Source organism: Pseudomonas sp. GW821-FHT01A09 (assembly GCF_058986725.1).
In genome coordinates, this window is record NZ_JBYSWB010000002.1 from 188,455 (window position 1) to 214,478 (window position 26,024).

The 26,024-nt window shown below is 60.9% G+C and carries 21 protein-coding genes; 10 read left to right on the forward strand and 11 right to left on the reverse strand.

Annotation, left to right across the window (positions count from 1 at the left end; translation table 11 throughout):
- The first annotated feature begins 351 nt into the window (after nucleotides 1-351).
- Genes AC3WJP_RS03105 through AC3WJP_RS03130 form a run of 6 tightly spaced genes read left to right on the forward strand, consistent with a single transcriptional unit; the run spans nucleotide 352 to nucleotide 6,693 of the window.
- Complete coding sequence (locus tag AC3WJP_RS03105) at nucleotides 352-1,380, forward strand: amino acid ABC transporter substrate-binding protein (RefSeq protein ID WP_493719768.1); 1,029 nt, start codon at nucleotides 352-354, stop codon at nucleotides 1,378-1,380.
- Entirely contained in the window at nucleotides 1,380-2,543 is a 1,164-nt protein-coding gene (locus tag AC3WJP_RS03110) for an amino acid ABC transporter permease (RefSeq protein WP_493719769.1), read from the forward strand. Before AC3WJP_RS03105 ends, AC3WJP_RS03110 begins: the two co-directional genes overlap by 1 nt.
- Nucleotides 2,533-3,615: an amino acid ABC transporter permease gene (locus AC3WJP_RS03115; protein WP_493719770.1), complete on the forward strand. Its 1,083-nt coding sequence runs from the start codon at nucleotides 2,533-2,535 to the stop codon at nucleotides 3,613-3,615. Before AC3WJP_RS03110 ends, AC3WJP_RS03115 begins: the two co-directional genes overlap by 11 nt.
- A gap of 37 nt (nucleotides 3,616-3,652) precedes the next feature.
- Nucleotides 3,653-4,396, forward strand: a complete 744-nt coding sequence (locus AC3WJP_RS03120) for an amino acid ABC transporter ATP-binding protein (protein ID WP_493719771.1) — start codon at nucleotides 3,653-3,655, stop codon at nucleotides 4,394-4,396.
- 36 nt (nucleotides 4,397-4,432) lie between these two features.
- A complete protein-coding gene (locus AC3WJP_RS03125; RefSeq protein WP_493719772.1) occupies nucleotides 4,433-5,464 on the forward strand; it encodes a D-cysteine desulfhydrase family protein in 1,032 nt (343 codons plus the stop codon).
- Nucleotides 5,465-5,469: 5 nt separating this feature from the next.
- Nucleotides 5,470-6,693 (forward strand): acyl-CoA dehydrogenase family protein, encoded by a 1,224-nt coding sequence (locus AC3WJP_RS03130; RefSeq protein ID WP_493719773.1) that lies wholly within the window; start codon nucleotides 5,470-5,472, stop codon nucleotides 6,691-6,693.
- Nucleotides 6,694-7,258: 565 nt separating this feature from the next.
- Here AC3WJP_RS03130 and AC3WJP_RS03135 read toward each other — a convergent pair.
- The 5 genes from AC3WJP_RS03135 to AC3WJP_RS03155 all read right to left on the reverse strand — a co-directional run bounded on the left by AC3WJP_RS03135 (nucleotide 7,259) and on the right by AC3WJP_RS03155 (nucleotide 10,091).
- Entirely contained in the window at nucleotides 7,259-7,780 is a 522-nt protein-coding gene (locus tag AC3WJP_RS03135) for a hypothetical protein (RefSeq protein ID WP_493719774.1), read from the reverse strand.
- Nucleotides 7,773-8,522: an SDR family NAD(P)-dependent oxidoreductase gene (locus tag AC3WJP_RS03140; protein ID WP_493719775.1), complete on the reverse strand. Its 750-nt coding sequence runs from the start codon at nucleotides 8,520-8,522 to the stop codon at nucleotides 7,773-7,775. Before AC3WJP_RS03140 ends, AC3WJP_RS03135 begins: the two co-directional genes overlap by 8 nt.
- A gap of 2 nt (nucleotides 8,523-8,524) precedes the next feature.
- Nucleotides 8,525-8,776 carry a hypothetical protein gene (locus tag AC3WJP_RS03145; RefSeq protein WP_493719776.1) on the reverse strand — a complete coding sequence of 84 codons (252 nt, stop codon included), beginning with the start codon at nucleotides 8,774-8,776 and terminating at the stop codon, nucleotides 8,525-8,527.
- An 8-nt stretch (nucleotides 8,777-8,784) separates the two neighbouring features.
- Nucleotides 8,785-9,117, reverse strand: a complete 333-nt coding sequence (locus tag AC3WJP_RS03150) for an ArsR/SmtB family transcription factor (protein WP_493719777.1) — start codon at nucleotides 9,115-9,117, stop codon at nucleotides 8,785-8,787.
- Between the two features lie 233 nt (nucleotides 9,118-9,350).
- Nucleotides 9,351-10,091: an SDR family NAD(P)-dependent oxidoreductase gene (locus AC3WJP_RS03155; RefSeq protein WP_493719778.1), complete on the reverse strand. Its 741-nt coding sequence runs from the start codon at nucleotides 10,089-10,091 to the stop codon at nucleotides 9,351-9,353.
- A 309-nt stretch (nucleotides 10,092-10,400) separates the two neighbouring features.
- Here AC3WJP_RS03155 and AC3WJP_RS03160 point away from each other — a divergent pair, with 309 nt between their 5' ends.
- Nucleotides 10,401-12,596, forward strand: coding sequence for a TonB-dependent receptor (locus AC3WJP_RS03160; protein WP_493719779.1), 2,196 nt, complete (start codon nucleotides 10,401-10,403; stop codon nucleotides 12,594-12,596).
- 62 nt (nucleotides 12,597-12,658) lie between these two features.
- Here AC3WJP_RS03160 and AC3WJP_RS03165 read toward each other — a convergent pair whose 3' ends face one another.
- Nucleotides 12,659-13,483, reverse strand: coding sequence for a DJ-1/PfpI family protein (locus tag AC3WJP_RS03165; protein WP_493719780.1), 825 nt, complete (start codon nucleotides 13,481-13,483; stop codon nucleotides 12,659-12,661).
- Nucleotides 13,484-13,632: 149 nt separating this feature from the next.
- The gene (locus tag AC3WJP_RS03170; protein ID WP_493719781.1) at nucleotides 13,633-14,592 is read right to left on the reverse strand and encodes a GlxA family transcriptional regulator; all 960 of its coding nucleotides are present in this window, start codon (nucleotides 14,590-14,592) and stop codon (nucleotides 13,633-13,635) included.
- 339 nt (nucleotides 14,593-14,931) lie between these two features.
- Between AC3WJP_RS03170 and AC3WJP_RS03175 the strand changes: the two genes are divergently transcribed.
- The 3 genes from AC3WJP_RS03175 (at nucleotide 14,932) to AC3WJP_RS03185 (ending at nucleotide 20,644) form a co-directional block, all read left to right on the forward strand.
- Nucleotides 14,932-16,164, forward strand: coding sequence for an MFS transporter (locus tag AC3WJP_RS03175; RefSeq protein WP_493719782.1), 1,233 nt, complete (start codon nucleotides 14,932-14,934; stop codon nucleotides 16,162-16,164).
- Nucleotides 16,165-16,243: 79 nt separating this feature from the next.
- On the forward strand, nucleotides 16,244-17,419 hold the full coding sequence (locus tag AC3WJP_RS03180; RefSeq protein ID WP_493719783.1) for an efflux RND transporter periplasmic adaptor subunit: 1,176 nt from the start codon (nucleotides 16,244-16,246) through the stop codon (nucleotides 17,417-17,419).
- Between the two features lie 72 nt (nucleotides 17,420-17,491).
- Nucleotides 17,492-20,644, forward strand: coding sequence for an efflux RND transporter permease subunit (locus tag AC3WJP_RS03185; RefSeq protein ID WP_493719784.1), 3,153 nt, complete (start codon nucleotides 17,492-17,494; stop codon nucleotides 20,642-20,644).
- 356 nt (nucleotides 20,645-21,000) lie between these two features.
- Here the strand turns inward: AC3WJP_RS03185 and AC3WJP_RS03190 are convergent, their stop codons facing one another.
- The 4 genes from AC3WJP_RS03190 to catA form a co-directional block, all read right to left on the reverse strand.
- Nucleotides 21,001-21,417 (reverse strand): RidA family protein, encoded by a 417-nt coding sequence (locus AC3WJP_RS03190; RefSeq protein ID WP_493719785.1) that lies wholly within the window; start codon nucleotides 21,415-21,417, stop codon nucleotides 21,001-21,003.
- A 326-nt stretch (nucleotides 21,418-21,743) separates the two neighbouring features.
- A complete protein-coding gene (locus AC3WJP_RS03195) occupies nucleotides 21,744-23,285 on the reverse strand; it encodes a GTPase (protein WP_493719786.1) in 1,542 nt (513 codons plus the stop codon).
- Nucleotides 23,282-24,625 (reverse strand): GTPase, encoded by a 1,344-nt coding sequence (locus AC3WJP_RS03200; protein WP_493719787.1) that lies wholly within the window; start codon nucleotides 24,623-24,625, stop codon nucleotides 23,282-23,284. The genes AC3WJP_RS03195 and AC3WJP_RS03200 overlap by 4 nt, the downstream gene beginning before the upstream one ends.
- Nucleotides 24,626-24,765: 140 nt before the next feature.
- On the reverse strand, nucleotides 24,766-25,704 hold the full coding sequence (gene catA, locus AC3WJP_RS03205) for a catechol 1,2-dioxygenase (RefSeq protein ID WP_493719788.1): 939 nt from the start codon (nucleotides 25,702-25,704) through the stop codon (nucleotides 24,766-24,768).
- Nucleotides 25,705-26,024 lie beyond the last annotated feature (320 nt).

Consider the following 26,024-nt stretch of genomic DNA (forward strand, 5'->3'; position numbering starts at 1 on the left):
ATGATTTAAGCCCACCCCGCCTTTTTACAAGTACAACCGCTGCCAGGCAACTTACGGCTGAGTGTTCAAATAGCGTCCTGTGCCCCTTTGACCTTAATGGCTGTTTGAATAAGCCCGCGCAACTGCTGCGTGAGCAACACTTACCGAGCAAACTGTTGGATTATCAACACTTAACCGCCAGCAGAGTTTTCCTTGAATTTAAATGTTACACCCGCATTCATTGCCCCAAACCTAAGTCATTCAATGATTGGCACGGCCGTTGCAAATAGCGACGACTACAAAGGGCGAGCTGCCCCCTGTTTTGACCAGGCCGACTTACCGATTTCAAACCCATCGTTCAACGAAGACCTCATGAAAAACACCAAGTACTTGATTGCTGCCTGCCTTTCGCTCTGCGCGTCCTTCACTTCTGCCGCCTACGCAGGCAGCGACCTCGATGCTATCCGTGCCCGCGGCGTGCTGATCTGTGGCGTCACGCCCGGCACGGCGGGTTTCGGGGTACCCGGCAGCGATGGTAAATGGAAAGGCCTGGATGTCGACCTTTGCAAGGGCATCGCCACCGCGATCCTCGGGGACCCGGAAAAAACCCGCTTCGTGCCGCTGTCTGATCAGGTGCGGTTTGCCGCGCTCAAGGCGGGTGAAGTGGATGTGCTGACCCGTACCGCGACCTGGACGCTGCAGCGCGACGCCGGCCTGGGCATCGACTGGGAAGGCATCAACTTCTATGACGGCCTGGCCTTGCTGGTCAACAAGAAGCTCAATGTCAAAAGCGCCACCGAGCTCAATGGTGCCACTATCTGCCTGCCACAGGGCGGCACTGGTGAAGCCAGTTTCCGTAATTACTACACGGCGCTAAACAAGAAATTCACCCCGATCGTTTTCGAAAGCCAGGCCGAGCTGGTGTCGGCGTACTTCTCCGGGCGCTGCGATGCACTGGGTTACGACTCTTCGGGCCTGGCGGGCTTTCGCGCTACCCGTGCGCCCAACCCGGATGATTACGTGATCTTGCCAGAGCGCATCGCCAAGTCGCCATTGGGCCCGGTAATCCGCGAAGGCGACAGCCGCTTTGGCGATATCGTGCGCTGGACGCAGTTCGCCATGGTGGCCGCCGAGGAGCTGGGCGTGACCTCCAAGAACATCGACACCCCCGCCATCGCCAACAGCCAGAACCCTGATATCAGGCAACTGCTGGGGGTAGTGCCGGGCAACGGCAAGGCATTGGGCCTTGACGAGAAGTGGGCCTACAACATCATCAAGGACGTCGGTAATTACGGCGAATCCTTCGAGCGCAATCTGGGCCCTGGCACACCACTGGGGCTGGACCGCGGGCTGAACGCGCTGTGGTCCAAAGGTGGGTTGCAGTACGCGCCGCCACTGTGATGGCCGAACCTGTCGCGCTTGCCACCACTGCCGACAAGCGGCGGCTGGCAAAGCGCGGGGCGACCTGGGCCGGGGCCTTGCTACTGATACTGCTGGTGGGCCAATTGCTGTCGGCTTACTTGCGCTCCCGTGGCATGCCAATCAGTTTTGGCTTCCTCGATTATCCATCGGGGTTCGATGTCAGCGAGGCGCTCATCGACTACTCGGGCGCCGATACTTATGCCCGTGCATTCGTGGTCGGCGCATTGAACACGTTGAAAGTCAGCGCGCTGGGTATCGTGTTGACCAGTGTTCTGGCACTGTTGATCGCGCTCTGTCGCCTCGCGCAAAACCCGTTGCTATCAGGCCTGGGCCGCGCATGGGTCGAGACGACACGTAATATCCCCCTGCTGCTGCACCTGTTCGCCTGGTACGCGGCTATCACCTTTGGCCTGCCCGACAGTCGGAGCGCGCTGCACCCTTTACCGGGCGTGGTTCTGAGCAACCGCGGAATATGGCTCCCCGCTATCAATGCCGCAGGCCAGGGTTGGCTGCTGTTCGGCGTGGCGGTGGTTTGGCTGCTAGTGGTACGCCTGGGCATGGCCGTTTGGCAACGCCAGCGTCCGGGCTTGGCGACTGCGCTGTGGGGCCTGAAGTGGCCGGTGGCGGCGCTTGGCGCGCTAGTTGGCAGCTATGCGACCAGCGCACTCATGGGCCTGACGCTGTCGATCAGTACCGCCCACCTAGATGGCTTCAGCATGTCCGGCGGCGCGGGTATCTCAACCGAGCTCGCCGCGCTGCTGATCGGCCTGACGGTATACACCAGCGGTTCCCTGGCCGAGGTGTTCCGCGGCGCTATCGTCGCGGTGCCCAAGGCGCAGACCGAAGCGGCCATCTCCGTCGGCCTCGGCGCCGTGTCCCGGCTCCGGCTGATCGTGCTGCCCCAGGCGTTGAAGATCGGCATACCGCCGACCATCAATCAGTACCTGAACCTGATCAAGAACAGCTCGCTGGCCGTCGCCGTGGGCTATCCCGACCTGGTCTCGGTGGGCAATACGGCCATCAACCAGACGGGCCAGGCCTTGGCGATAGTTTTCATTTTCCTGGCGTTCTACGTGGCACTGGGTTTTCTGGTGACCGCGCTGATGCGCTACCTGACAAAGCATCTCGACCATGTTGCATGAAAATGTTGCGGCGCGCGCCGCGCCGCCCCCCGGCGCACCATGGCATCGCCACCCTGCTCTGTTCCCTTGGTACAACGCGCTGATCACCGCCGTGCTGATCGTGCTGCTGCTGACGCTGGGCTGGCAAGTTTGGCATTGGGCGGTGGTGGATGCCATTACCCTGCCGGCTGGCCCGGCTGAATGCCGCGCCGGGCATGGCGCCTGTTGGGCGTTCATCGAAGACAAGGCGGCGCTGCTGTTCTTCGGCCTGTACCCACGGGAAAGCCTCTGGCGGCCGTTGCTAGCGATCCTGCTACCCGTGCTGTTCTTCGCCGTGCGGCCGCTGTTGCCGGCACGGCGGTGCATCAGCACGCTAGCCTGGGGGCTGATCGCCCTGGCGGCGGGGCTACTATTGCACGGTGGCGCGGCCGGCCTCGCAGCAGTCCCCTCGGACCAATGGGGTGGCCTGACGCTGACCTTGATCCTGGCCGTGGGCAGCACGCTGCTGGCGTTGCCGGCGGGTGTGCTGCTGGCCCTGGCGCGGACCTCGAAGGTGCGCGCGCTGCACCTGCTTGCCACCGGTTATATCGAGTTGATGCGCAGTGTGCCCTTGCTTGCGGTGCTGTTTGCCGCGGCGGTGGTGGTACCGTTGTTGTTGCCCCCACAAACCGACGTACCCAAGGTGTTGCGGGCCCTGGTCGGCATTGCCTTGTGCATGTCGGCCTATATCGCCGAGGCGCTGCGCAGCGGTCTGTCGACGTTGCCCAAAGGCCAGTTCGAAGCGGCGCACTCCATCGGCCTGGGCTACTGGAAAACCCAAGGCCTGATCATCCTGCCGCAAGCTTTAAAGGCGGCCCTGCCGGCGCTGACCACCACCTTCCTGGACTTTTTCAAAGGCACCTCGCTGGTGCTGATCATTGGCGTATTCGATTTGATGGGCGCCTCGCGCGCAGCCTTGGCGGATGCTCAATGGCAGGCGTTCTTCCTGGAGCTCTACCTGGCAGTCGGGGTTATCTACTTCTTAATGAGCTTTGTGATTTCAGCGGCTTCCGCACGCTTGGAACGGCGACTGAACAACGGAGCTAACCACTGATGAGCCCTTTCTCTCTTGTGCACGGGAGCACCCACCTGTGAGCGGCAACCCTGTAGTGACCCTGCAAAACGTTAACAAATGGTATGGCGATTACCACGCCCTGGTCGATATCAACCTGCAGTTGGCCGCGCGTGAGCGCGTGGTCATCTGCGGCCCATCGGGCTCGGGCAAGTCGACGCTGATCCGCTGCATTAACAGGCTAGAGGCGCATCAGCATGGCACCATCACCGTCAATGGCATCGTAGTCGATGAGTCCGCCAAGAACCTGCGGGCCATCCAGCGCTCGGTGGGTATGGTGTTTCAACAGTTCAATCTGTTCCCCCACCTCAGCGTTCTGGAGAACCTGGTCACCGGCCCCATATGGGCGCTGGGCCAAAAGCGCGAGGTGGCCGAGGCCAATGCCGTCGCGCAACTGGAGCGGGTGCGAATTCTCGAGCACGCCCACAAGTTTCCCGCACAGCTGTCCGGCGGGCAGCAGCAACGGGTAGCGATTGCCCGCGCACTGTGCATGAACCCGCAGGTGCTGCTGTTCGATGAGCCCACCTCGGCCCTCGACCCAGAAATGGTCAAGGAGGTCCTCGACGTCATGACCGGGCTGGCGCAGGACTCGGGTGTGTCGATGATCTGCGTGACCCACGAGATGGGCTTCGCGCGCCAGGTCGCCGACCGGGTGATCTTCATGGACCGCGGGCAGATCATCGAGGAGAACGCGCCTCAGGCTTTTTTCGAGGCTCCGGAGCATCCCCGCACGCAAGAATTTCTTCGTCAGATCCTGCACTGAGTCCAGTGCCCAGATAGTTACTCAAGGTCGTCCCCTATGAGCTTTCAAGACTTCCCCCGCTACCCCCTGGCGCATCTACCGACGCCACTGCAACACCTCAAGCGCCTCAGCGAGCAGCTGGGCGGGCCACAAATCTGGATCAAGCGTGACGACTGCACCGGCCTGGGCCTGGGCGGCAACAAGGTGCGCAAGCTCGAGTACTTGGTGGCCGACGCCCTCAAACACGGCGCCACGCATTTGCTCACCGCCGGCCCCCTGCAATCGAACCACTGCCGCCAGACCGCTGCCGCGGCGGCCAAGGCCGGCCTGGGCTGCGAGTTGATCATCGACGACCGCCTGGCGGACGCCGACCACAACTACCGCACCAACGGCAACATACTCCTGGACCGCCTGCTCGGCGCAACCTTCCGGGTGGTCGCAGGCGGCTCCGATCTGGACGCCGAACTGGCTCAGGCGGCCGCTGAGGTGCGAGCCCGTGGCGGCGTTCCCTACACCATCCCGGTTGGCGCCTCGGCCCCCATCGGCGCATTAGGCTACGTCAATGCCGCGCTGGAGTTACAGGCCCAGGCCGACCAGGCCGGCCTGCGCTTCGATCATATCTTCCATGCCAGTGGCTCTGCCGGTACGCAGTCCGGGCTGCTGGCCGGCCACGTCCTGTTGAGGAGCAGAACCCGCATCCATGGCGTGAACATTCTCGGCGGCCCGGACCCGGTGCGCCGTCGCGTCGACGAGCTGACCCGCGAAACGCTCGCCCTCATCGGCCATTCGCCAGCCCTGTTGCAAGCCGAGGACGTCATCGTGCATGACCAGTTCGTGGGCGACGGCTTCGGAAAGCCCACCCCTGGGATGCTCGAGGCGCTCGACCTGCTCGGCCGCCAGGAAGCCGTTCTGCTGGACCCAGTGCACACTGGCAAAGCCATGGCTGGCCTGATCGCGCTGGTCCGCCAGAAGGCCTTCAGGCCCGACGAGGCCTTGCTGTTCATCCACACCGGCGGCCAGCCGTCGCTGTTCGCCTACGCCGATCTGTGGAGCAGCACCCCTATCGCCTACCAGAACAAGAAGGATTGACCGCCATGTCGCAAATCGACGCCGCCTGGGGTGCCGGCCCCGGCGCCGACTACGAGGCCCTGGCCGAGCGCTTCCGGCCGCTGTTCGCGCGCATTCGCGAGACTGCGATCAAGCGCGAACTCAATCGCCAATTGCCTCACGAACAACTCGCCTGGCTCAAGGACGCTGGTTTCTTCGCCCTGCGCGTGCCCACAGAGCACGGCGGTAGCGGCATCGATCTGGCGCACCTGTTCGCGTTGCTGATCGAGTTGGGCGAGGCTGACTCCAACCTGGTACAGATCATCCGCGGCCACATGGCCTTCGTCGAAATCGTACTCAATAGTCACCAGGCCGCATTCCGCGAGCGCTGGCTGCCGCGCCTGGCCGCAGGCGAAACGGTCGGCCAAGCCACCAGCGAGGTCGGCGACGCCAAACGCGCCGAGTTCACTGCCACGGTGGTCCGCAAGGACGACCACTGGATACTGAACGGGACTAAGTTCTACACCACCGGCGCACTGTACTCGGACTGGATCGATGTCGGCGCGACTGCGCAGGACGGTACCCGCTCCAGTGTCTACGTCAACCGCCATGCACCCGGTGTGGAAATCATCGACGACTGGGCCGGCTTCGGTCAGACCCTGACCGCCAGCGGTACCGCGCACTTTCGCGATGTGCGGGCGGAGCTCATCGACGTGATCGCCGTTGAAGACCGCTTCCGCTACTCGCCGGGTTATTTCCAGCTGTTCCACCTGGCCAACCTCGCCGGGCTGGGCCGCGCGATGACCAGCGAAGTCGCCCAAGCGGTCGCACAACGGACCCGCACCTTCAGCATCGGCAACGCGCCGCGGGTTGCGCTTGATCCGCAAATCCTGCAGGTGGTCGGCAAAGTCCGCAGCGCGGCTTACTGCGCGGGGGTGATCGTGCTGAAGAACGCCGAGGCACTGCAGCGCGTCGCTGACTTGCGCTTCAGCGACGACCCGCTTCGCGAAGACAAGGCGAGTGAGGTAGCAGAACTGGAAGTTGGCCAGGCCTTGACGGTAGTCAGCGATCTGATTCTCGACGCTTCCACTCTCCTGTTCGATGCCCTGGGCGCGTCAGCGACCTTGCGCCCACTAGGCCTGGATCGCTTCTGGCGAAATGCGCGCACGCTAACGTCGCATAACCCGCGGATTTACAAAGAGCGCATCGTCGGCGACTTTGCCGTCAATGGCAGTGCACCGCCGCCGCAATGGCGGGTGGGGGTTGCATAGGGATAAATGACGACCGCCGGTACCGCGCGGTACACCAATGAAGGGTGTGCCGGCCAAGGCGGGTCAGTGTGGCAGCTTCCAGGAAGTGCAGAATTCAGGCACGCATTATGGGCAGCCTGCGCACGCCACCCGCACAACTAGACGTCAACCCCCTGCCGCGGCTCGCCTCGGCTGATTCCATCACGCACCAAAACTGCCAGCCCCTGCAGAATCGCCAGCTACTGAGCGGGCGCTGCTGGCAGCCAACGCTCAAGCCCCGATGCGATCACATCACGAATGTCGTCACGGCGCCTGGACCGATGACCGCCTGGCGGTGGATCATCCGCCGGCCGCGCCGACGCAGAACCGGGCCGGGAACACAAGCGGCCAAGCCCCAGGACGGACGCAGACCTGCCCGTAAATGATGCGATGACCGCGCAGGGACTTGGCGTCCGGACTCCGGACGCCCTGGGAGGTCTGGCAGCGGTAGAGGCGCCGCTGGAGGAGGTGGCGGCTTTGTTGCCGTTTTCTGCTCTCCTCGCATCACGCTATTGTTCGTCCTACGGCGAGCCTCACCATGGCGTATCTATCGGGTCTGCAGGGGGATGCCATCAACGAGTTTTTCGGCGACCTTGAGGGCAGTTGCGTCCAGCCCCCGACCAACCCAGTCCGATCGTGCGCCGCTGGCCTGCCAAAGTACCTGCCGGTCCGCTACCCGAATGACTGCGAAAGTAACTCCGACCGCCGGTCCGCCAGCGCCGTTGCCCCGATAGCCCCACTCTCCGATGACAGAAGTCAGGATGTATTGGATGCCATTGCCCCTCGCCCAGCCAACCGCCGCTTCCAGGCTGGACGCTTGGTAGGCCTTGACCACGGCTGGGTAAGGCCGGCCAACAATATCCCGCCGTGCCAGCGCGGCACCGAGCATTTGCTGGAGAATCAGATCGGCGTTGGCCGCACCCGCGAGGTTATCGGGCCCGGCGACCGCCCAGCTCGAGCCTTGCGGCAATGCCGGACCGCGAGGTTTGATATAGGTGCTGCACGCCGATAGAGAGACTATCAATCCTGCCACCAAGGCCGTTCGTATCCCCTTGGCGATCTTAGACATGTTGCCCTCCATCGATCTGAATCTCCGCTCCGTTGATATAGGACGCTGCTCTGGAGCACAGAAAGAAAATGGTCTGCGCCACTTCTTCCGGGCTGCCGAGGCGCTTCATGGGGATCTGGCTGTCGACGATGGCCTGGGTGCCGGCCGACAGAATCGCAGTGTCGATTTCACCTGGCGAGACGGCGTTGACACGTATGCCAAAAGGGCCGAGGTCATGGGCGAGCTCGCGGGTAAGCGACGACAAAGCGGCCTTCGAGCAGGCATAGGCGCCCCCCGCGAACGGATGCACCCGCGTACCGGCGATAGAGGTGACATTGACGATCGAGCCGGCGCTTGCCTGTAACTCGGGCAGTAACCCGCGAGACAACACCGCGCAGGAAAAGAAATTGACATTGAAGACCGCCATCCATTGCTCGAAATCGGTTTCAAGAGCGCCCAAACGCTGCCCTTCGCGGTTTTTTGGCGAGATGCCTGCGTTGCACACGATTGCATTCAGGCCCCTGCCACCCAGGCGGCTTCTGATGCTGGAAATCAGTGCGGGATAGGCCTGGATATCCGCCAGGTCGGCCTGGATATGGTCCTGTGCGCCCGACGACCATGGGCACTTGCCATCCAGGGGGGTACGGGACACGGTGATGACCCGCCAGCCTTGCTCTTCGAAATTTTGCGCGGTCGCATGGCCAATACCGCGGCTTGCACCGGTCAACAGGACGGTCTTAGGAGTTGCGGCCGCGTCGATCATGGCTACTCCACTTCCTTGAGAATGTTTTCGACATTGCTCAGGCGGCGCTGGATCTGCGCCAGGCTGTCGCGCACTTCGATCAGCGCAGCGGCGTTGCTGTCGGCAGCCTTGATGGCGTTTTCCAACAACTGCGGATTGGCCGACGGATCACCTGAACGCTTACGCGACAAGTAAAAGAATTTCATGCCGAAGATAAGTATCACCGTCAGCAAAACCAGACACGTAGTGATGAAAATCATCGAGGATCTGTCCATGTGCGCTCCTAGCAATCAGTTGGGTCAGCGGCTTGCTCGGTACTCAACGTATGAGCCGATTCAGCGATGAGTGAAGGCGTAACGGTCAAGGCGAAGGGCGCCACTTGGTAGAGGCTGATAGCTTTGCCGTCCTCGGCAGTCTCGACGGTCCAAGTGACCAGCCCTGCGGCTTCCAGCTTGCGCAAGTGCAGGTGCATCAGCGGCCGACTGATACCGATGTCCCTGGCAAGCTGGCTGATATAGGCCGGCCCCGCACGGGCGAGCCGGGCCACCGCCCGCAGCCGGTGTCGGTTGGACAGGGCTTCGAGGACCTTGAGCAAGTCATCTCCTGATGTAGTCAATGGGGGAACTCCGATAGGCGTCAGAAATACCTTACGGCTTACCCTGCATACCCGTCAACAAAAAATTACGGGTTATCTGGGTTGACCTCATTTCCGTACCGGGCGCGCATTTTCCAATGGCCAAAGCAGCGCCCGCCCCGTTCGGATATACGACGGGGCGGATGCCAGGAGGGCGTTGCAGGGCAACGGATGATCTTGCCTCCTGAGTTGGCAGCCTGCGGCTGCGCGGGTGATTAGGCGTTTACCCCTCCGTCGACGCTCAGCCCCGTACCGGTGATATGCCTCGCGTCAGGGCTGGCAATGAAGGCGACGGCGACCGCCACGTCCTTGGCGGTACCGTAGCGCCCCAGCGCAATATGCGATCTCATCGCCGGCGCACCGTCGCCATCGGCGGGGTTCATGTCCGTATCCGTCGGGCCCGGATGCACTGTATTGACGGTGATGCCGCGCGGTCCCAGTTCGCGAGCCAGGCCACGGGTAAAAGACAGTAGCGCGGACTTGGACATGGAGTAGACAGTCACCGCTTCGAACGCCACCCGTTCGGCCAAGCATGAACCGATGTTGATGATCCTTGCGCCTTCGCGCAGATGAGGAATGGCTGCCTGAGTCGCAAGCACCACAGCTCTGATGTTCACACCGATGATCTGGTCGATCTGCTCCAGCGGCATGTCCTCCAGCGGGCCTATGAAGGCAACGCCAGCGTTGTTGACCAGGATATCCAGCCCGCCCAACAAGGACACAGCGTCGTCCACTGAGGTTTTCACGGCGTCGGGGTCGAGGCTATCCGCCTGGATGGCAAACGCCCTGCCCCCCAAGGTTTGAATTTGCGCCGCTAGTTGCTCCGCCGCCGTTGCCGAGCGCACATAACTGAAGGCGACATCCGCGCCCCTTTGCGCCAACTCGATGGCAATGGCCGCACCGATACCACGCGCCGCGCCGGTGACGAACGCACGTTTTCCTAAAAGATCTTTCATGACTGGCCTATTCGCAGGTGAGTGAATGTTCGCTGATCCATTGCGTTTACCGATGTCCAACACCCCAGCGTAAGGGCAGGTCAGACTTTGACAAACGACGTATATCCCTCGATTTACGCCGCCCGCAATACGATGGAGGCGCCGCTATTGGAGGGATAAATGTCTTTTACGGCCTGCGCAATGTGGCCGATGATTGCGACCGATGCCGGGGGCAGATAGGGCTGCGCGTTGTGCAAGAGCGACCTGGGCAGCGAGGACCTGTGATGCGCCTGGGCCGGATAAAATCCCTTACCTGCGCAGAATCCCTCCATGTTGAAAGCCATCGCTTTTGAGGCGGCCCTATGCTCTGTCCTCTCCGTGCTCGGTACAAATGAATGCATCGCCGACGGCACGCTCGCCACGCCACCTGTCAACGGACCAACGCTTACCTTGGATACCATCGAAGTCACGACCACCCGCCTGCCAAGGGTGCGCCCGGGCGACGCTGCGACGCTGATGCCCCAGGCCCCCGGCGGTCAGACTGCCACGGGTAACCGCCTGGGCGTCCTCGGCAACCGTACTGCGCTCGACACCCCATTCAACTTGACGGGTTACACCGCGCGGTACGTAGACGACAGTCAAAGCCGCAGTATTGCCGATGTGGCGGCAGCGGATCCGTCAGTGCGGGTCATTTTTCCCAGGGCCAGTTACCGCGATGTCTATTCGATTCGTGGCTTTAATCTGTTCTCTTACAACATGGGCTTCGACGGGCTCTACGGGATTGCGCCAAAACAGCGCTATCCAGCGCAATTCGCCGAACGCATCGAGATACTGAAAGGCCCCGATACGTTCTTGAATGGTATCTCGCTCGGCGGTTCGGTCGGTGGCGCGATCAATATAGTGCCCAAGCGAGCCACCGATACCCCGGTCACTCGCCTGACGACTGGACTGGAGTCCGATGCTGCCCTGAGTTCGCACTTGGATGTAGGTCGCCGGTTTGGCGAAGAGCACGCATGGGGCCTGCGGGTGAACGGCCTGACCAGTGGCGGCGACCAAGGCATTGACGATCAATCGGAGCGCAGCACCGCCATGGCCACCAGCCTTGACTACCAGGGCGATAGAAGCCGGTGGTATCTGGACCTTGGCCAGCAACGCCAAACGCTGAACGCCCCGGACTGGGCCGTGACACTGGCTCCTGGGGTCTCATCCCCGCCCAAGGTCGACAACCGCACTAACCTGGGGCAACCCTGGGCGCGCATTCGCACCACCGATCACTATGGCGCCGTCCGTACTGAATATGACTTGAGCGAGCAATGGACGGCATTCCTCGCCCTGGGAACGAGTAAAACCGAGACCACCGGCCTATACATCCAACCCACGGCGTTGCAGGCCAACGGTGATTACCATGCGGCGATCAACTCGTTCCCGTCGAACGGCGAGCATATTTCTGGGCAGGCAGGGCTACGAGGGGCTTTCGAAACCGCCACCGTTAACCATCAGGTAACGTTGGCAGCGGCCTATTGGCAGCAGAACCTGAAAGCCGTATTCGCCCCCCTGGGCGGTTATTCCTCCAATACCCACGAGCCTCGAACCGTGCCCCGGCCCGATGCGGCCACCGTGCCTGACCTGGATCACCTGCATCGGACCTCGCAAGCCCGCTATGGCAGCTGGCTCATGGCCGATACCCTGGGCCTGGCAGACGACCGATTGCAGCTCACCCTCGGCGCCCGCCTGCAAGCGATTCGCAGTGCCAACTTCGCTGCGCAGACCGGCGCACGCACAGCACGCTATGATCAATCCGCGGTATCACCGGCCTATGCCGCAGTCTACAAAATCACCGAGAGTGTCAGCCTGTACGCCAATTATGTAGAAGCGCTGCAACAGGGCCCGACTGCCCCGGCCGGGTCTATCAATGTCGGGCAAACTTTCGCACCCGTGGTGGCCAGGCAAGGTGAAGTGGGTATCAAAGCTCAATGGAGCACTGGGTTTACCAGCCTGAGCGCCTTTCAGATCACTCAGCCAAACGGCACGACCGATACCGTGAGCGGCGTTTATGGTGTGAACGGCCGGCAGCGCAATCGCGGCCTGGAATGGAATGTCTCGGGGCAGCCGGCAGAGCGTTGGCGGATGCTGGGCGGAATCATGTGGCTCGATGCACGCCAAACTAAAACGGGCACTGGCCAATACGATAACGACAAAGCGGTTGGCACACCCGCCTATCAAGCCAATGCCGGCATCGAATATGATACCGACGTCCCGCACTTGACCCTGACCGCGCGCGCCATTCTGACCGCCAAGCAGTACATCGACGCCGCCAACAGCCAGCACATACCGGCCTGGACGCGATCCGACCTGGGCCTGCGTTACTCGCTCGAAGGCGTCACCCGCCAGCCCATCGTGCTGCGGGCATCGGTTGAAAACGTCGCTGACAGAAGCTACTGGGCTTCGGCAGCCTCCGGCCAGGCAGCGGGCATCTCGAGAGGTTCGCCACGCACACTGTTGTTGTCTTCCACCTTCTCGTTTTGAACGAGGGGCCATGGCTTTACGCCTTGGTGCGGCGCCGTCGATAAACGTCGGTGACCGTGGCGCTATCCGCTGAGCCCCAGGCGCCGGCCGGCCTTGACCGCCGCATTGCGAGCTTGCTCGTCCATCCAGCGCCGGCTGTGCAGAACCTCGGCCGTGCGCTGCTCTCCGGCTTCTGCGGGGGTGCCATTGCTGAACGGCGGCTGGGGGGCGTATTCGATGAATAGCTGCACGCGCCTTGCCAGTTCCTCGCCCTTCATCTCTGCGACCAGCGCCAGGGCAAAATCGATCCCGGCGGTTACGCCGCCCCCGGTCATGCGATTGCGATCCTTGACCACACGCTGATCGACATGGCGCGCGCCCATCAGGGGCAGAAGCTGTGCGACCGGCCAGTAGGCGGTGGCGTCATAACCCACCAGCAGGCCGGCGGCGGCCAGCACCAGGCCACCCGTACACACACTGGTGACCCATCGCGCACGCCCCCCGCGGTCCGCGAGGAATGCCAGTACCTGAGGGTCGGCCATGCAGTCGATGGTGCCCATGATTCCCCCGGGAATGAACAGCACATCGACGTTCAAGGGGCACTGTTCGAATGTGTGGGTGGCAACCAGGGGCAGGCCAACGTCGGTCGAGACCGGTTGTTGGTCCTTCCAGACCAGATGCAGATCGAACCTTGCAATCTTGAAGATGGTCATCGGCCCGATCAAATCCAGGGCGACCATCTTGGGATAGATCAACATCGCCACCTTGGGGGCATCAGGTGGGATCGAGTTCATCATTCGCAAGTGTTCGGCGCCGGGCCGATCATCGCCCAGTGCAGGCAGCGCCATGGTCGCCGCCCAGCAGGAAGCGAGTGTCAATAATGTCCGGCGGTCCAGTGAGTCTGGCATAGCATCAGTCCTGCTTTGACAATTGAAAAATCAGTGAACGCTCTCACGGCAGGCGCCGAAGACGAGCGCAGTCACCCGCGCGGCCGTACGGCAGCTGTAGCGGTATCGTGCATAAGGGGGCCACCCATGCACACAGGAGCGGGACTCGGCTAGGCGGTCACGCCTTGCTGCGCGGCAAGGCGCCGAATGCTCTGTGGCGGGTGCCCGGTCACCCTGATAAACGCCCGGCGCATGCGTTCCGGGTCTTTGAAGCCCACTGAACTGGCGATCAATTCGATAGGTTCGAAGCCGCGCTCTACCCGTTGCCGAGCGACCTCGACACGCAAGCGTTCTACGGCTTTGGCGGGCGTTTCGCCGGTTTCGGTGAGGAACGCTCGGCCGAACTGGCGCAAGCTGAGGCAGGCGATCGAGGCCAGGTGCTCGGTAGACAGTGGCTCGTGCAGGTGCTCGCGCATATAGGTAAGCACCTCGCGCATGCGATCGGTGGTCGGCTCCATATCGGCCATTGCGGAAAACTGGGACTGCCCTCCGGGGCGACGGTGGTACACCACCAGATAACGGGCGACCTCGTGGGAAACGGCGCTTCCCAGATCCTCTTCAACCATTGCCAACGCCAGGTCGATACCCGCGGAAATACCCGCTGAAGTCCAGATCTGTTTGTCCTTGATAAAAATCCGGTTGGGTTCGACCCGCACCTTGGGAAAACTGCGTTGCAGCCGCGCCGTTTGCTTCCAGTGGGTCGTCACGCGGCGACCGTCCAGCAAACCGGCGGCGGCCAGCAGAAAGGCCCCGGTACAAACGCTGGCGATACGCCGCGTCCCCTTGAGCGCGGCGTTGGCGAGGTGATCGGAAATCAGGGGCATTTCGTGGGGCCGGGACGGCAACTCGGTACCCACCACGATCAAGGTATCGTAGGGTGTCGATCTGATCTTTCGCGAGCTCACTTCCACGCCGGCCGAACTCATCACAGCCCCTCCCGTCAGTGACACCACCGAGCAGCGATAAGGCTGTGGCACGCCTATTCCATTGGCGATCTCGAATGCGGCCAAGGGGCCACTCAAATCCAGGATCTGAAATCCCGGGAAGATGAAGAATGCGATGTCGCGCATGAGCTTACCTTTCCAACAGTTGTGCAACGAAGTCCAAATCACCCGCTCAGCTCACCAGCGGGATGCGGTCCAGCCGCGCCACGCGGGAAAATCATCCTACAAAAACGCCCCTCAGCAAACCCCATAAATCCCTCATAAAGCGTCACCACAACCTGGGCACGGTGTCGGGCATGGCAACGCACGCCCGCGTTCTTGCCCCTGGGCGCCCATGACGCTAATGGAGGGAACTACGTCCTTTCTCCGGCCTGGGCGATCGCGAGACCATCCAGGCTTCGTCAGCAGGAGAAATGCCATGGTATGGAACTCCAACCGTCTCTCATGGCCGTCAGGATGGACCCGATGAGCGCATCGAAGCCAGCACCGAGCAACCCACAACCCGAGGCACGCTCAGTGGCCCCGAACGTACCGGTGTTGGCGATCGCACAGGGATTGTTCACGGCGGCACTGGCGATCGATCTGACGTTGACTGGGCTGACGGGATATCAACTGGCGCCTGACAAATCGCTCGCCACCCTGCCCTTCGCCCTCATTACGGTGGCCGGCGCGGCTGCGGCCTATTTCGCCTCCTCGCTGATGGAGAAAGCGGGCCGGCGTTACGGGTTCGTGCTGGGCGCCGTGACAGGCGCGGTGGGCGGAGTGGTCAGTGTCTGGGCCGTTTTGCAACAGGCGTTCTGGCTGTTCTGTCTCGGGACGGCTGCCGTCGGCGTGTTTCAAGCCTTCGCCCAGTATTACCGGTTGGCGGCAACAGATAGCGAGCCCATAGCGCGCCAGCCACGGGCAATTGCCCTGGTGCTGGCCGGCGGGGTCATGGCTGCGCTGCTAGGGCCGCTATTGGCGAGTTGGAGCAGGGACCTGTTGCCGACCCTGTTCGCAGGCTCCTACCTGATGGTGTCGCTACTCGGTTTGGCATCCGCCCTATTGCTGTGGCTGGGTTACCGAGACGCCAGCCCAGGCATCGCCCACCCTGGGCAGCCGCTGGCGCCACCCCGTCGCCTGATCACAGTGTTGGCATCGCCCATTTCCCTGGCAGCGCTGGCCAATAACGTGATCGGGGGCATGGTGATGATGTTCATCATGACCGCAGCGCCCTTGGCCGCGATTGCCAGCCGGCACTCGATGGATGATGGCGCCAACATCATCCAGTGGCATCTGGTAGGCATGTATGCGCCCTCGCTGTTTGCCGGTCGATTGATTACCCGGTTCGGCCTGCCTTGGGTGCTGTACGCAGGCATGGCACTGAGCGCCGGCTGTGGCGTGATAGCGAACCTTTCCGACAGCCTCCTGGGGTTTTACACAGCCTTACTGCTGTTGGGCCTTGGCTGGAACTTCATGTTCGTGGGCGGCACTGCGCTGTTGACGGCGTCTCATCTTGCCGCGGAACGCGCGAGGGTGCAGGGAATGGCCGAATTGATTCGCTATGGGTTCACGGCCATCGCCACGTTGGCCGCGGGCCCCGCATTGCAGTGGCTCGGCTGGAAAAACATGAACGCGCTCGCTTTTCCACTGCTCGCGGCGTGTGCGCTGGTCACGCTGAGGTGGATACGGACCAAGCAAAAGGCCTGCCCCGCTTAGCTGTTCACCCGGCCAGCGAAATGGACCGGACGCCCATTCCAACAATATTCACACCCACGTTCACCCCTTTGGAGCATTCATGAGCGCTAAACCCAGGCCCTATTTGAAAGGGTTGCTCTATTCGGCCACCGGCATGTTCATTTTGGCGGCCGTTGGATATGGCACCCTTACCGGGCCCCATCGCGCTCTGGCCAAGGACGGCCGGGGCCCGCTGCAGGAAGTCGACGTTGCAGTGGTTAGGCGAGCGGCGGTCACCGATTGGCAGTTCTATTCCGGCCGTTTGGCGGCAGTGGAAAAAGTCGAGGTCCGGCCTCAGGTCGCGGGCGCTATCATCGCGGTTGGCCTGCACGATGGCCAGTTGGTGAAAAAGGGCGACACGTTGTTCGTCATCGACCCTCGCCCCTATCAGGCACAAGTGGACCGCGCCAGCGGCCAGGTCGCTGCTGCCAGGGCGCGCGTCGCCTATACGCAAAGTGAATGGCAAAGGGCTCAACGGCTGATTGGCGACAATGCCATCGCCAGACGCGATTACGACGAAAAGAACAATGCCGCACGGGAAGCCGCCGCCAATCTCAAAACCGCGCAAGCGGCATTGGACGCAGCGCAAATAGACCTGGGCTACTGCCAGGTGACCGCGCCCATTGCGGGCCGGGTCTCCAGGGCTGAGTTGACGCTGGGCAATATCGTCAGCGCCGGTGCGAGCGCTCCGCCCTTGACGACGATTGTTTCTGTCGACCCAATCTATGCCGAATTCAATGCGGACGAACAAACTTATCTCAAATATATAAGCAGCGTCAGCCACGACGCTAATATCCCCGTCGAGCTGGGCCTCGCGGATGAGAAAGGCTACTCGCGGCGAGGGGTGATCCAATCCGTCGACAACGAACTGGACACGTCGTCGGGCACCATCCGCATGCGCGCCCGGTTCACCAATGTCGACGACGCCTTGCTGCCGGGCCTGTACGCGCGCGTAAAAGTGGGCGGCAGCGAACCCTACAGCGCACTGCTGGTAGACGATGCCGCCATTGGCACTGATCAAGACCAGCGATTCGTACTCGTGGTCGATCAACACGAGCAGGTGATCTATCGGCCGGTGACCCTGGGCAACCTGCAAGGCACTGAACGCGTTATCACTTCCGGGTTGGCGGAAGGAGACCGCGTAGTCGTCAACGGCATCCAGCGAGTTCGACCCGGAACCCAGGTACAAGCCAAGTTACTCAGCCCCAGCGGCGCACAGGCCAGCACCCAACGCTGATCACCCACGTCATGTAACAGCGCGCTGATCGAATGTCGATGGAACAGCGAGCGCTCTCGTCTTGAGTCCCGTATGAATATATCCAAGTTCTTCATAGACCGTCCCATCTTCGCGGGCGTGCTATCGGTATTGATCCTGCTAGCAGGGCTTATCGCACTGTTCCGCTTGCCGATCTCGGAATATCCAGAGGTGGTGCCCCCCTCGGTAACCGTCAACGTCCAGTATCCGGGGGCCAATCCGAAGATCATCGCCGAGACGGTGGCAGCGCCGCTGGAGGAGAAAATCAACGGTGTGGAGAACATGCTCTACATGCAATCCCAGGCCAACAGCGACGGCAACCTCACCATTACCATCACCTTTGCCCTCGGCACGGACCCGGACCTGGCCACCCAGTTGGTGCAGAACCGCGTCAATCAGGCCCTCCCGCGATTGCCCGAAGACGTCCAGCGCCTGGGCGTGACGACGCTCAAAAGCTCTTCTTCGCTGGTGCTGTTCCTGCACCTCGTGTCGCCCAATGACCGCTACGACACCACGTACCTGCGCAATTACGCGGTACGTAACGTCAAGACCCGATTCGAACGAATACCGGGTGTTGGCCGCGTCGATATGTGGGGGGCAGGTGATTACGCCATGCGCGTCTGGCTCGACCCGCAAAAGGTGGCCCAGCGTGATCTCACCGCCACTGATGTCGTCACCGCCATACAGGAACAGAATATCGAGGTGGCGGCAGGTGCCGTAGGGGGAGCGCCGGCGTCGCCAGGTACGGCCACCCAATTGACGATCAACGCGCAGGGCCGGCTGAAGACGGTCGAGGAATTTAGCGCCATCGTTCTCAAGACCAGCCCGGACGGCGCCGTAACGCGTTTGCGCGACGTCGCGCGCGTGGAACTGGCGGCAGCGGAATACGGCCTGCGCGCCTTGCTGGATAACAAACCGGCGGTTTCCCTCGCGGTCTACCAACTGCCGGGCGCCAATGCGCTGGATATTTCCGAGCGTATCCGTGCCGAACTCGCAGCGATGAGCGCTGACTTCCCTCCCGGGCTCGATTACCGGCTGGTTCATGACCCGACGCGATTCGTCAAGGCCAGCATCCTGGCTGTCATCCATACCCTGCTCGAAGCCATCGCGCTGGTAGTGGTGGTGGTGATCGTATTCCTGCAGTCCTGGCGCACGGCGATCATTCCGCTGATAGCGGTACCCGTCTCTATCATCGGTACCTTCGCCCTGCTGCTGCCGTTCGGCTTTTCGATCAACGCGTTATCGCTTTTCGGTATGGTGCTGGCTATCGGTATCGTCGTCGATGACGCTATCGTCGTGGTGGAAAACGTAGAAAGGAACATCGCCAATGGGTTATGCCCCCGGGACGCCACCTACAAGGCCATGCAGGAAGTCAGCGGGCCCATCATAGCCATCGCCCTGACCCTGGTTGCGGTGTTCGTCCCACTGGCATTCATGAGCGGCCTGACCGGCCAGTTCTACAAACAGTTCGCGATGACGATCGCCATCTCCACGGTGATCTCGGCCTTCAACTCATTGACTCTCTCGCCGGCACTCAGCGCCTTGCTCTTGCGCAGCCACGATGCCAAGGAAGACCGCCTGACACGGGTGTTGAATGCTCTGCTGGGCAGGTTCTTCAGGGCCTTTAACATAGGCTTCGAGCGTGGCTCGGAACACTACTCCAGAGGGGTGGCTGGTGCTCTCGGCCGCCGAGGCTGGATGCTGATCAGTTATCTGCTCTTACTGGGTTTGACTGTATTCGTAGCCCGTGCAGTGCCCACGGGCTTCTTGCCCATGCAAGACAAGGAATACCTGATCACCATCGCTCAGCTACCCAATGGCGCCTCACTGGACCGAACCGAGCAGGTGATTCGGCAGATGGGTGACATCGTCATGCAGCAACCTGGCGCCGCGCACGCCGTAGGTTTTCCTGGCCTGTCGATCAATGGATTCATGAACAGCGCCAGTTCGGGGATTCTGTTCGTACCGCTCAAGCCCTACAGCGAGCGTCTGAGCAAGGACGAGTCAGCCAGCGCCATCGTTGCCTCGCTCAACCAGAAGTTCGCCAGCATCAAAGGGGCCTACATCGCCGCCTTCCCTCCACCCCCTATCCTCGGCCTGGGTAGCCTGGGCGGCTACAAGATGCAGCTCGAAGACCAAGCGAGCCTAGGCTACGAAGCGCTCGACAAAGCGACACGGGCCTTCATGGCAAAGGCCGCGGCGACCCCCGAACTTGGAGGCACCCTGACCAATTACCAGATCAACTTTCCGCAACTCAAAGTTGACCTCGACCGCGTTAAAGCCAAGCAGTTGGGGGTCCCGGTGGCCGAAGTTTTCAAGACTTTGCAGGTGTATCTGGGCTCGCAGTACGTTAACGACTTCAACGACTTTGGCAGGGTCTATCAGGTGAGAGTGCAGGCTGATGCCCCCTACCGTCAGCGCGCGGATGACATCCTGCAACTCAAGACCCGTAACGATCATGGTGACATGGTGCCGATGTCTTCATTGGTGACGATCAGCTCCACCTATGGTCCCGATATGGTGGTCCGCTACAACGGCTATACGGCGGCGGATATCAACGGCGGCCCAGCGCCGGGCTATTCCTCCGGACAGGCCCAGGCGGCGGCGGAGCGTATCGCCGCCGAGGTATTGCCCCAGGGCATCAGGTTCGAATGGACGGACCTGACCTACCAGAAGGTGATCTCAGGCAATGCCGGGCTGTGGGTGTTCCCCATCAGCGTGCTGCTGGTGTTCCTCGTGCTCGCCGCCCTGTACGAAAGCCTGACGCTGCCCTTGGCGGTCATTCTGATCGTGCCGATGAGCATCCTGTGCGCGCTGACGGGGGTCTGGCTGACCCAGGGCGACAACAACATCTTTACTCAGATCGGCCTGATGGTACTGGTCGCGCTGGCATGCAAAAACGCTATTTTGATGGTGGAGTTCGCCAGGGAGCTAGACCAGGCCGGCTACACTCCACTGCAGGCCGCCATCCAAGCCAGCCGGCTGCGCCTGCGGCCAATCATGATGACGTCGATAGCATTCATCATGGGCGTGGTGCCACTAGTGTTCTCCACGGGAGCTGGTTCAGAGATGCGCCAGGCGATGGGTATTTCGGTGTTCTTCGGAATGCTGGGTGTCACACTCTTCGGTCTTGTGCTGACACCGGTCTTCTACGTGATGTTGCGTACGTTCACGGGCGGCAACGCGCAAACGGCGGCTAAGTCGTAATACAACGCGCCACGGGGGTGAGTGTTTAGCGGGCAAGTTCAAGCTTTAGCACGCGCTCCCGGTAAGCCAGCCCGGGTGGCGCCCCGCCAGCAGTCCCGAGCAGCCCCGTGAACCGCGGCGTGCGCCGGTTCCGGGGCCAGGCGTGGCGACCCTGAGCGTGAGTGATGTAGCAAGGCCAAAGGTTGCACAGCGTAAAGCGCAAGCTCGTCGGCTCGCAAATCGCGACGCCACAAGCGCTCAAGCACTCAAGCACTCAAGCACTCAAGCACTCAAGCACCCAAGCACCCAAGCACTCAAGCATAAACCTATCGACAATAACGAAATCCGAGTGCCCAGCTTTTTGAACAGAATTGCTATTATGAACGCTTCAACGCTGCCACAACCTTTATCTCGATTTTCAGCTCAGGCCGTCCCAAGGCTTCCACACCAATAAGCGTCCACGCCGGGTACGGTTCTACAAAATAGTGTTGTTTGACCGGCAAAAACTGATCCAGATTACTTTTGACGTCAGTGTGATAACTCACCACCTCGACCAGATCGTTCATACTGAGACCTTGGAGACGCAGCAACTCTTCAATTCGTTTGAACGCCAGGTCCGTCTGTTCGGCCACCGACTCCGGAATCGAGCCATCAGCCCGGACACCAACGGTGCCAGCAACAAACAGAAGCCCTCCAGCGCGTACCGCCGGAGAGTATTGCCAGTCCTGGAACGCTTGTGTGCTCACGCCGTACACCGGATTGTTCTCAGGTATGCTAACAATCGACTTAGTCATATAAAGCTCCTTACTGACTCGACAAGTTCGTGAGATACGACCGCAGCGGTCGGACACTCATGAGAATGAGCGTTCTGATACCCCAATCTACTATATCGAGCCCGTCACGATTATATACGACACAAATACCTCAAATCGGGACACGCAGCGCGCGGCCCTAGCAGCTCAAGTTACAGGGTTAGTAAATATTTTCCTTTCCCTGGTCCACCACGATACGTGCCCATAATACTCGACTGCATTGCAGTCGCCTCAGCCGTTGATATGGCTACCTACTGTGGCATGTACTGACTCGTGCGGGCCTGACTATTGCCCCACGCCACGGCCAATCAGCCCCTGCGAAGCATCAGTAGCGACTTGAGTTCGAGCAGCTCGCGGTCTTGTGCGGACAACGTGGTTTGCAGTTGTGCCAGGTCCGCGCGCAACTGATCGATGCTGCGGTGGCAATGGCTAATGACTGTGCCCACGATCTTGAGTAGGTTCGAATGGATAGACTCTTTCAGATCTGTATGAAGGTCCGCGTAGTCTGGCGTTCCTGCCTGAATCCCGTAGACCGCTACGCCATCGAGCTTTGGCGGGATCAATGCTGGATCAAGGCCGATATCGAAATCGGCGAATACTTCATCGATTGCCTTCGCTGCGGTTTTGCCGAGCCATTGCGCGGCTTGAGTGCGGGCCGCCGCTGCATCCCCCGTACCGGCATGGTCTTCCAATAAGCGGGGCAATTGCGCAACGATGCTTCGCCAGGCAACAGAGAGAAACTGATCGCGTTGCCGCTCCAAAGTGGCATCCCACTGCAGCAGTTGCTGCTGCAACTTGGCCAGGCACGGTAGCAGGCTACTTCTAAAGTCGCCGGCAATGTGCTCGTCCAAATGGTGCAGAAGCACCGCTGCCGGTTTGAACCGTTTGTATGTCAGCGCGGGCTCGGTAATGGCCATAAGCGCGGCGTACAGGCGTTCGAAGCCTGCCGCCTGCATTGCTTCTGCCGTTTGCCCCTGCTGGCGTGCGACGTAGGCGGAGATCGATACGGGGTTTTCCAGTAGTTCGATGTTAACTCCCAGCTGTGCCAGCTTTGCCCTCGCCCGCTCGGCCACATCGGCCTCCTGCAGTGTCCGGTTGTGCCCTGCCTTGTTGCACAACAGCCTGACGATTTGATTGTCGACCTCGTCCTCTTCGTATACATCACTGCGAGTCAACACAGGCAACAAGGGCTTGTCTCGACGCAGTTCGCGAGCCAGTTCATCCAGTTCCTGTACCTGCCCTGGCGAGGCGGAGCTGGTCAGCCATAGAACACCATCAGCGCTATCGGTGAAACGACCAGTCAGCGCCGCATTCTCCGGCGTCATCGAATGCAGGCCGGGCGTATCCAGCAACACCAGCCTTTCGCCCAGGCAAACGCCTTGCAGTCGGGTGGTGGTTTCGGTCGATCCCTCTTGGAACGGGCCAGCTGCATCCTTTATCGTTGCGTCTTGCACATAAAAATGATGCACCGCTTTGCCTCGCGCCACGAAGCGTTCCGCCAGGAAATTGCAAAGTGAACTCTTTCCAGCATTGAACTTGCCGAACACAAGTAGCAGCACTTTATCGTCAAACACCTCGGCCAGTTGCTGCGCCGGCTCTAGTTCGGCCCATTGACGAGGCCAGTTTTCCAGACACGCAATCACCATTGAATTCAACGCTTCGACCTGCTGCGCCAACGCACTGCGGTTGGCAATGCCTGGAAACCGTATCCGGGCTGAGCTCAAGAGCCTCCCTACGCCCTTTTCCCACGCTCGCAACCGATCCAGTATTTCGCCTGGACTGTGTCCGATAACATCAACGCTCGCAGCTTGGGCAATGAAACGCTCTTCGTAGCGGGTATTGTCGTTCATGTTGCGGGTTCCAACACGCGCAAGGCTGCGAGCGCCTTTTCAGTCAAGGTGATCTGCGTTTCATGGTCGGTGACCGCTGCGGCCAGTTCAACGCGGTCTTTCGACAACTCGAAGTAGCGTAGGCACTCCTGTTGCAAACGGGCCGACCCTTCTGCCTCGCAGAACATGCGCCGCAAATCGTTGCGAAATTTTACCGACACCCCCATCAACGCTACCATCACCGAGTCCATTGCCCGAATACCGGTCTGCTGTGAGCCGGGCAGCTCAGCCACACCCTGCCCCGTGAGGTAACTGTCGATCTCGATACAGGCACGGGAATACGCCACTTGGATACGTGCCCGTTCCTGCTTGGCGGCCGTGCGCCGGTAGTGTTCTTCGGCAGAATCCGCAGTTTGCGCATGATCCGGGCCCGGGGCGTCGATGATCTCGAGTATATTGGCACCGATCTTGGCGAACACCGCCCTCAAGCCTTGAACGAAATCTACGCGCTGTTGCTGCTCAAGCGCTTGCGATTGCGCCAGCCCTGACTTGCGGTGGGAAAGCAACGCCTGTAGCTGCGCGTGGATCTCGCCGAGCAACACGGCAGTCTCATGAGCACGGGCCTCATATACAGCGGTCAAACATGCCGCCAACTCCTCGCGCAACCGCGAGAATCCGCTACGTTCGAGCATCAATCGCTTACCGTCTTGTACGCCAAGGCGATGACGGGTGGACGAGGTCGGTATCGGGATGGGGCACGGTATCTGCGACCGGAGGACGCCAATCACCCTCCCCAATTCAGTCTCGTCGGCCAATTGGTCCACTTGAGTCAGCACAAACAGGGTCTTGCGCCACGTGCGGTCGGCATCAGCATTGAGCTCTTGCAGTAACGCCAATTCCCGCGCGTCCAACTCGCCTTCTTTCGCTGAGTGCACGAACAGACGAATATCGGACTTCAGCCAGGTCGCTTGCATAGCATGGCGGTCATCCTCGACGCTGACGTCAGCGTCGATCCCCGGCGCATCGAGCCAGCGCACGCCTTCGTGCTCGTAGTCAGCCAGCGTAACCGTCTCGCGCCGATCAGCCACGGCGAAAGTGTCGCGGTTCAACAGCTCGTTGAGCAGGCGACTCTTGCCATGATTGTATTTTCCGATGACGGTGACGATGGGCATGCCGCCCTCAGCCACCACCCGGAGTCGAGCCAGGTCGTGTGCTCGTGCGGGCAGCATCGCGAGGATGTCGCATTGCGCTCGCTCGTAGGGGCACATTGGGGTAGAAGCAGCGCCGCCGATCGCTACTGGCGTATCGTCACGCGGAGCGAACGCTGCTTGCGCACAGGATTCGAGGGCCTTTTCGATCATTGATATGCCATTTTGATAGTTATCCTTATTGGTATGCCTTGACGGGCTGGCACAGACAACTGCGCACCTCCCTGGCGAGGGCGCTGCGCATGCCATGAACCTGAATCGGCAATGGCACGCGCGCCCACGTGGCTTGCGACTTACGCGGCCTTCCCTTCTGCGCGCGCGCGGTGCACGAGCTGGTTGTCCACGCCATTGAGCTGGGGAGTGAGGATGAAGTCGAACTCGATTTCTTTGTAGGCATCGGTCTTCAGTCCGAGCGCCGCGCCACCGGTCTTGTCGGACACCGGTGGAATCAATTCCTCACGCGTGGCATAGGCGAAGTCATCCCAGATCAGCGGGTCGCCTTCGAAATTAAACTGCGTGGTGAGTTTGCGAAAATTGTCCGTTGTGACGAAAAAATGCACGTGTGCGGGCCGATTCCCATGCCGCGCCAACCTATTGAGCAGTTGCTGAGTGGCGCCCTGCGGCGGGCAACCGTAGCCAACGGGCATCAGGGTACGAAACTCATACTTGCCATCGGCGCCGGTGCGCACGGCACCCCTCAGGTCGAAATCGGGTAGCTTGCCGGTAGGATCGAAGTGCGAATAAAAGCCCCGGGAGTCCGCGTGCCAGCACTCTACCAGGGCATTGCTGACGGGCTGGCCATCGGGTCCGATTACGGCACCGCGGATCACCAGTGGGCCCGCATCCGGGTCATCGACGATATCCATCTTCGCCACGCCCTCCTTGACCGGCGTTCCTGCGGCGTATAACGGCCCTTCGATGGTTCGTGGCGTGCCTCCGGTGAGTCCCAGCGCGGCATCTTCAGCGTCGAGGCGGATATCGATGTACTTTTCCAAACCAAGTCCGGCGGCCAGCAGAGCGGCCTCGCCATCGGCACCTAGCTTATTGATGTAGTTCACTCCTAGCCAGATTTCGTCGGCGGTGATATCCAAGTCATCAATGGCCTTGAACAGATCGCTCAACAAACGGTGGATGATCTTCTTGGCACGCTTGTCTCCATCTTCGCCTTCGAGGTTGGTGGCTGACTTCAGCAGATCCTGGACGTCTTTATTATTGAATACCTTGGTGCTCATTGGCGCTCCTCTTCGTTGGCTTGCAATTGAAGCTATCTCCAGAATCCGTCAGGAGAACCTGTCGTGCGGCACCTAATCAGGTGTCGTCACCAGAGGCCGACGACGGATACCGAGACAGCCGCGCGGGTGCTGTGATGATGTCCGCCGCAAACGGCAACCCCGTCAGCAGTGTGCACGGTTGCTCACGGTTTGACGGCTGGGCCATAACTTCCACGGTCAGCAGCATTGGCCCGAACAGCTCGGCCCTGCACTTCAACTCATTGTTGATTCAGGTAAAAATGTGGTAAATGCTTTGCCACGCACTCCATCAATGCGTAGGA

Coding starts and splice junctions, on each gene's coding strand:
- AC3WJP_RS03105 (WP_493719768.1), top strand. CDS start 352: ATGAAAAACACCAAGTACTTGATTGCTGCCTGCCTTTCGCTCTGCGCG.
- AC3WJP_RS03110 (WP_493719769.1), top strand. CDS start 1,380: ATGGCCGAACCTGTCGCGCTTGCCACCACTGCCGACAAGCGGCGGCTG.
- AC3WJP_RS03115 (WP_493719770.1), top strand. CDS start 2,533: ATGTTGCATGAAAATGTTGCGGCGCGCGCCGCGCCGCCCCCCGGCGCA.
- AC3WJP_RS03125 (WP_493719772.1), top strand. CDS start 4,433: ATGAGCTTTCAAGACTTCCCCCGCTACCCCCTGGCGCATCTACCGACG.
- AC3WJP_RS03130 (WP_493719773.1), top strand. CDS start 5,470: ATGTCGCAAATCGACGCCGCCTGGGGTGCCGGCCCCGGCGCCGACTAC.
- AC3WJP_RS03135 (WP_493719774.1), bottom strand. CDS start 7,780: ATGTCTAAGATCGCCAAGGGGATACGAACGGCCTTGGTGGCAGGATTG.
- AC3WJP_RS03140 (WP_493719775.1), bottom strand. CDS start 8,522: ATGATCGACGCGGCCGCAACTCCTAAGACCGTCCTGTTGACCGGTGCA.
- AC3WJP_RS03145 (WP_493719776.1), bottom strand. CDS start 8,776: ATGGACAGATCCTCGATGATTTTCATCACTACGTGTCTGGTTTTGCTG.
- AC3WJP_RS03155 (WP_493719778.1), bottom strand. CDS start 10,091: ATGAAAGATCTTTTAGGAAAACGTGCGTTCGTCACCGGCGCGGCGCGT.
- AC3WJP_RS03160 (WP_493719779.1), top strand. CDS start 10,401: ATGTTGAAAGCCATCGCTTTTGAGGCGGCCCTATGCTCTGTCCTCTCC.
- AC3WJP_RS03165 (WP_493719780.1), bottom strand. CDS start 13,483: ATGCCAGACTCACTGGACCGCCGGACATTATTGACACTCGCTTCCTGC.
- AC3WJP_RS03170 (WP_493719781.1), bottom strand. CDS start 14,592: ATGCGCGACATCGCATTCTTCATCTTCCCGGGATTTCAGATCCTGGAT.
- AC3WJP_RS03175 (WP_493719782.1), top strand. CDS start 14,932: ATGAGCGCATCGAAGCCAGCACCGAGCAACCCACAACCCGAGGCACGC.
- AC3WJP_RS03180 (WP_493719783.1), top strand. CDS start 16,244: ATGAGCGCTAAACCCAGGCCCTATTTGAAAGGGTTGCTCTATTCGGCC.
- AC3WJP_RS03185 (WP_493719784.1), top strand. CDS start 17,492: ATGAATATATCCAAGTTCTTCATAGACCGTCCCATCTTCGCGGGCGTG.
- AC3WJP_RS03190 (WP_493719785.1), bottom strand. CDS start 21,417: ATGACTAAGTCGATTGTTAGCATACCTGAGAACAATCCGGTGTACGGC.
- AC3WJP_RS03195 (WP_493719786.1), bottom strand. CDS start 23,285: ATGAACGACAATACCCGCTACGAAGAGCGTTTCATTGCCCAAGCTGCG.
- AC3WJP_RS03200 (WP_493719787.1), bottom strand. CDS start 24,625: ATGATCGAAAAGGCCCTCGAATCCTGTGCGCAAGCAGCGTTCGCTCCG.
- catA (WP_493719788.1), bottom strand. CDS start 25,704: ATGAGCACCAAGGTATTCAATAATAAAGACGTCCAGGATCTGCTGAAG.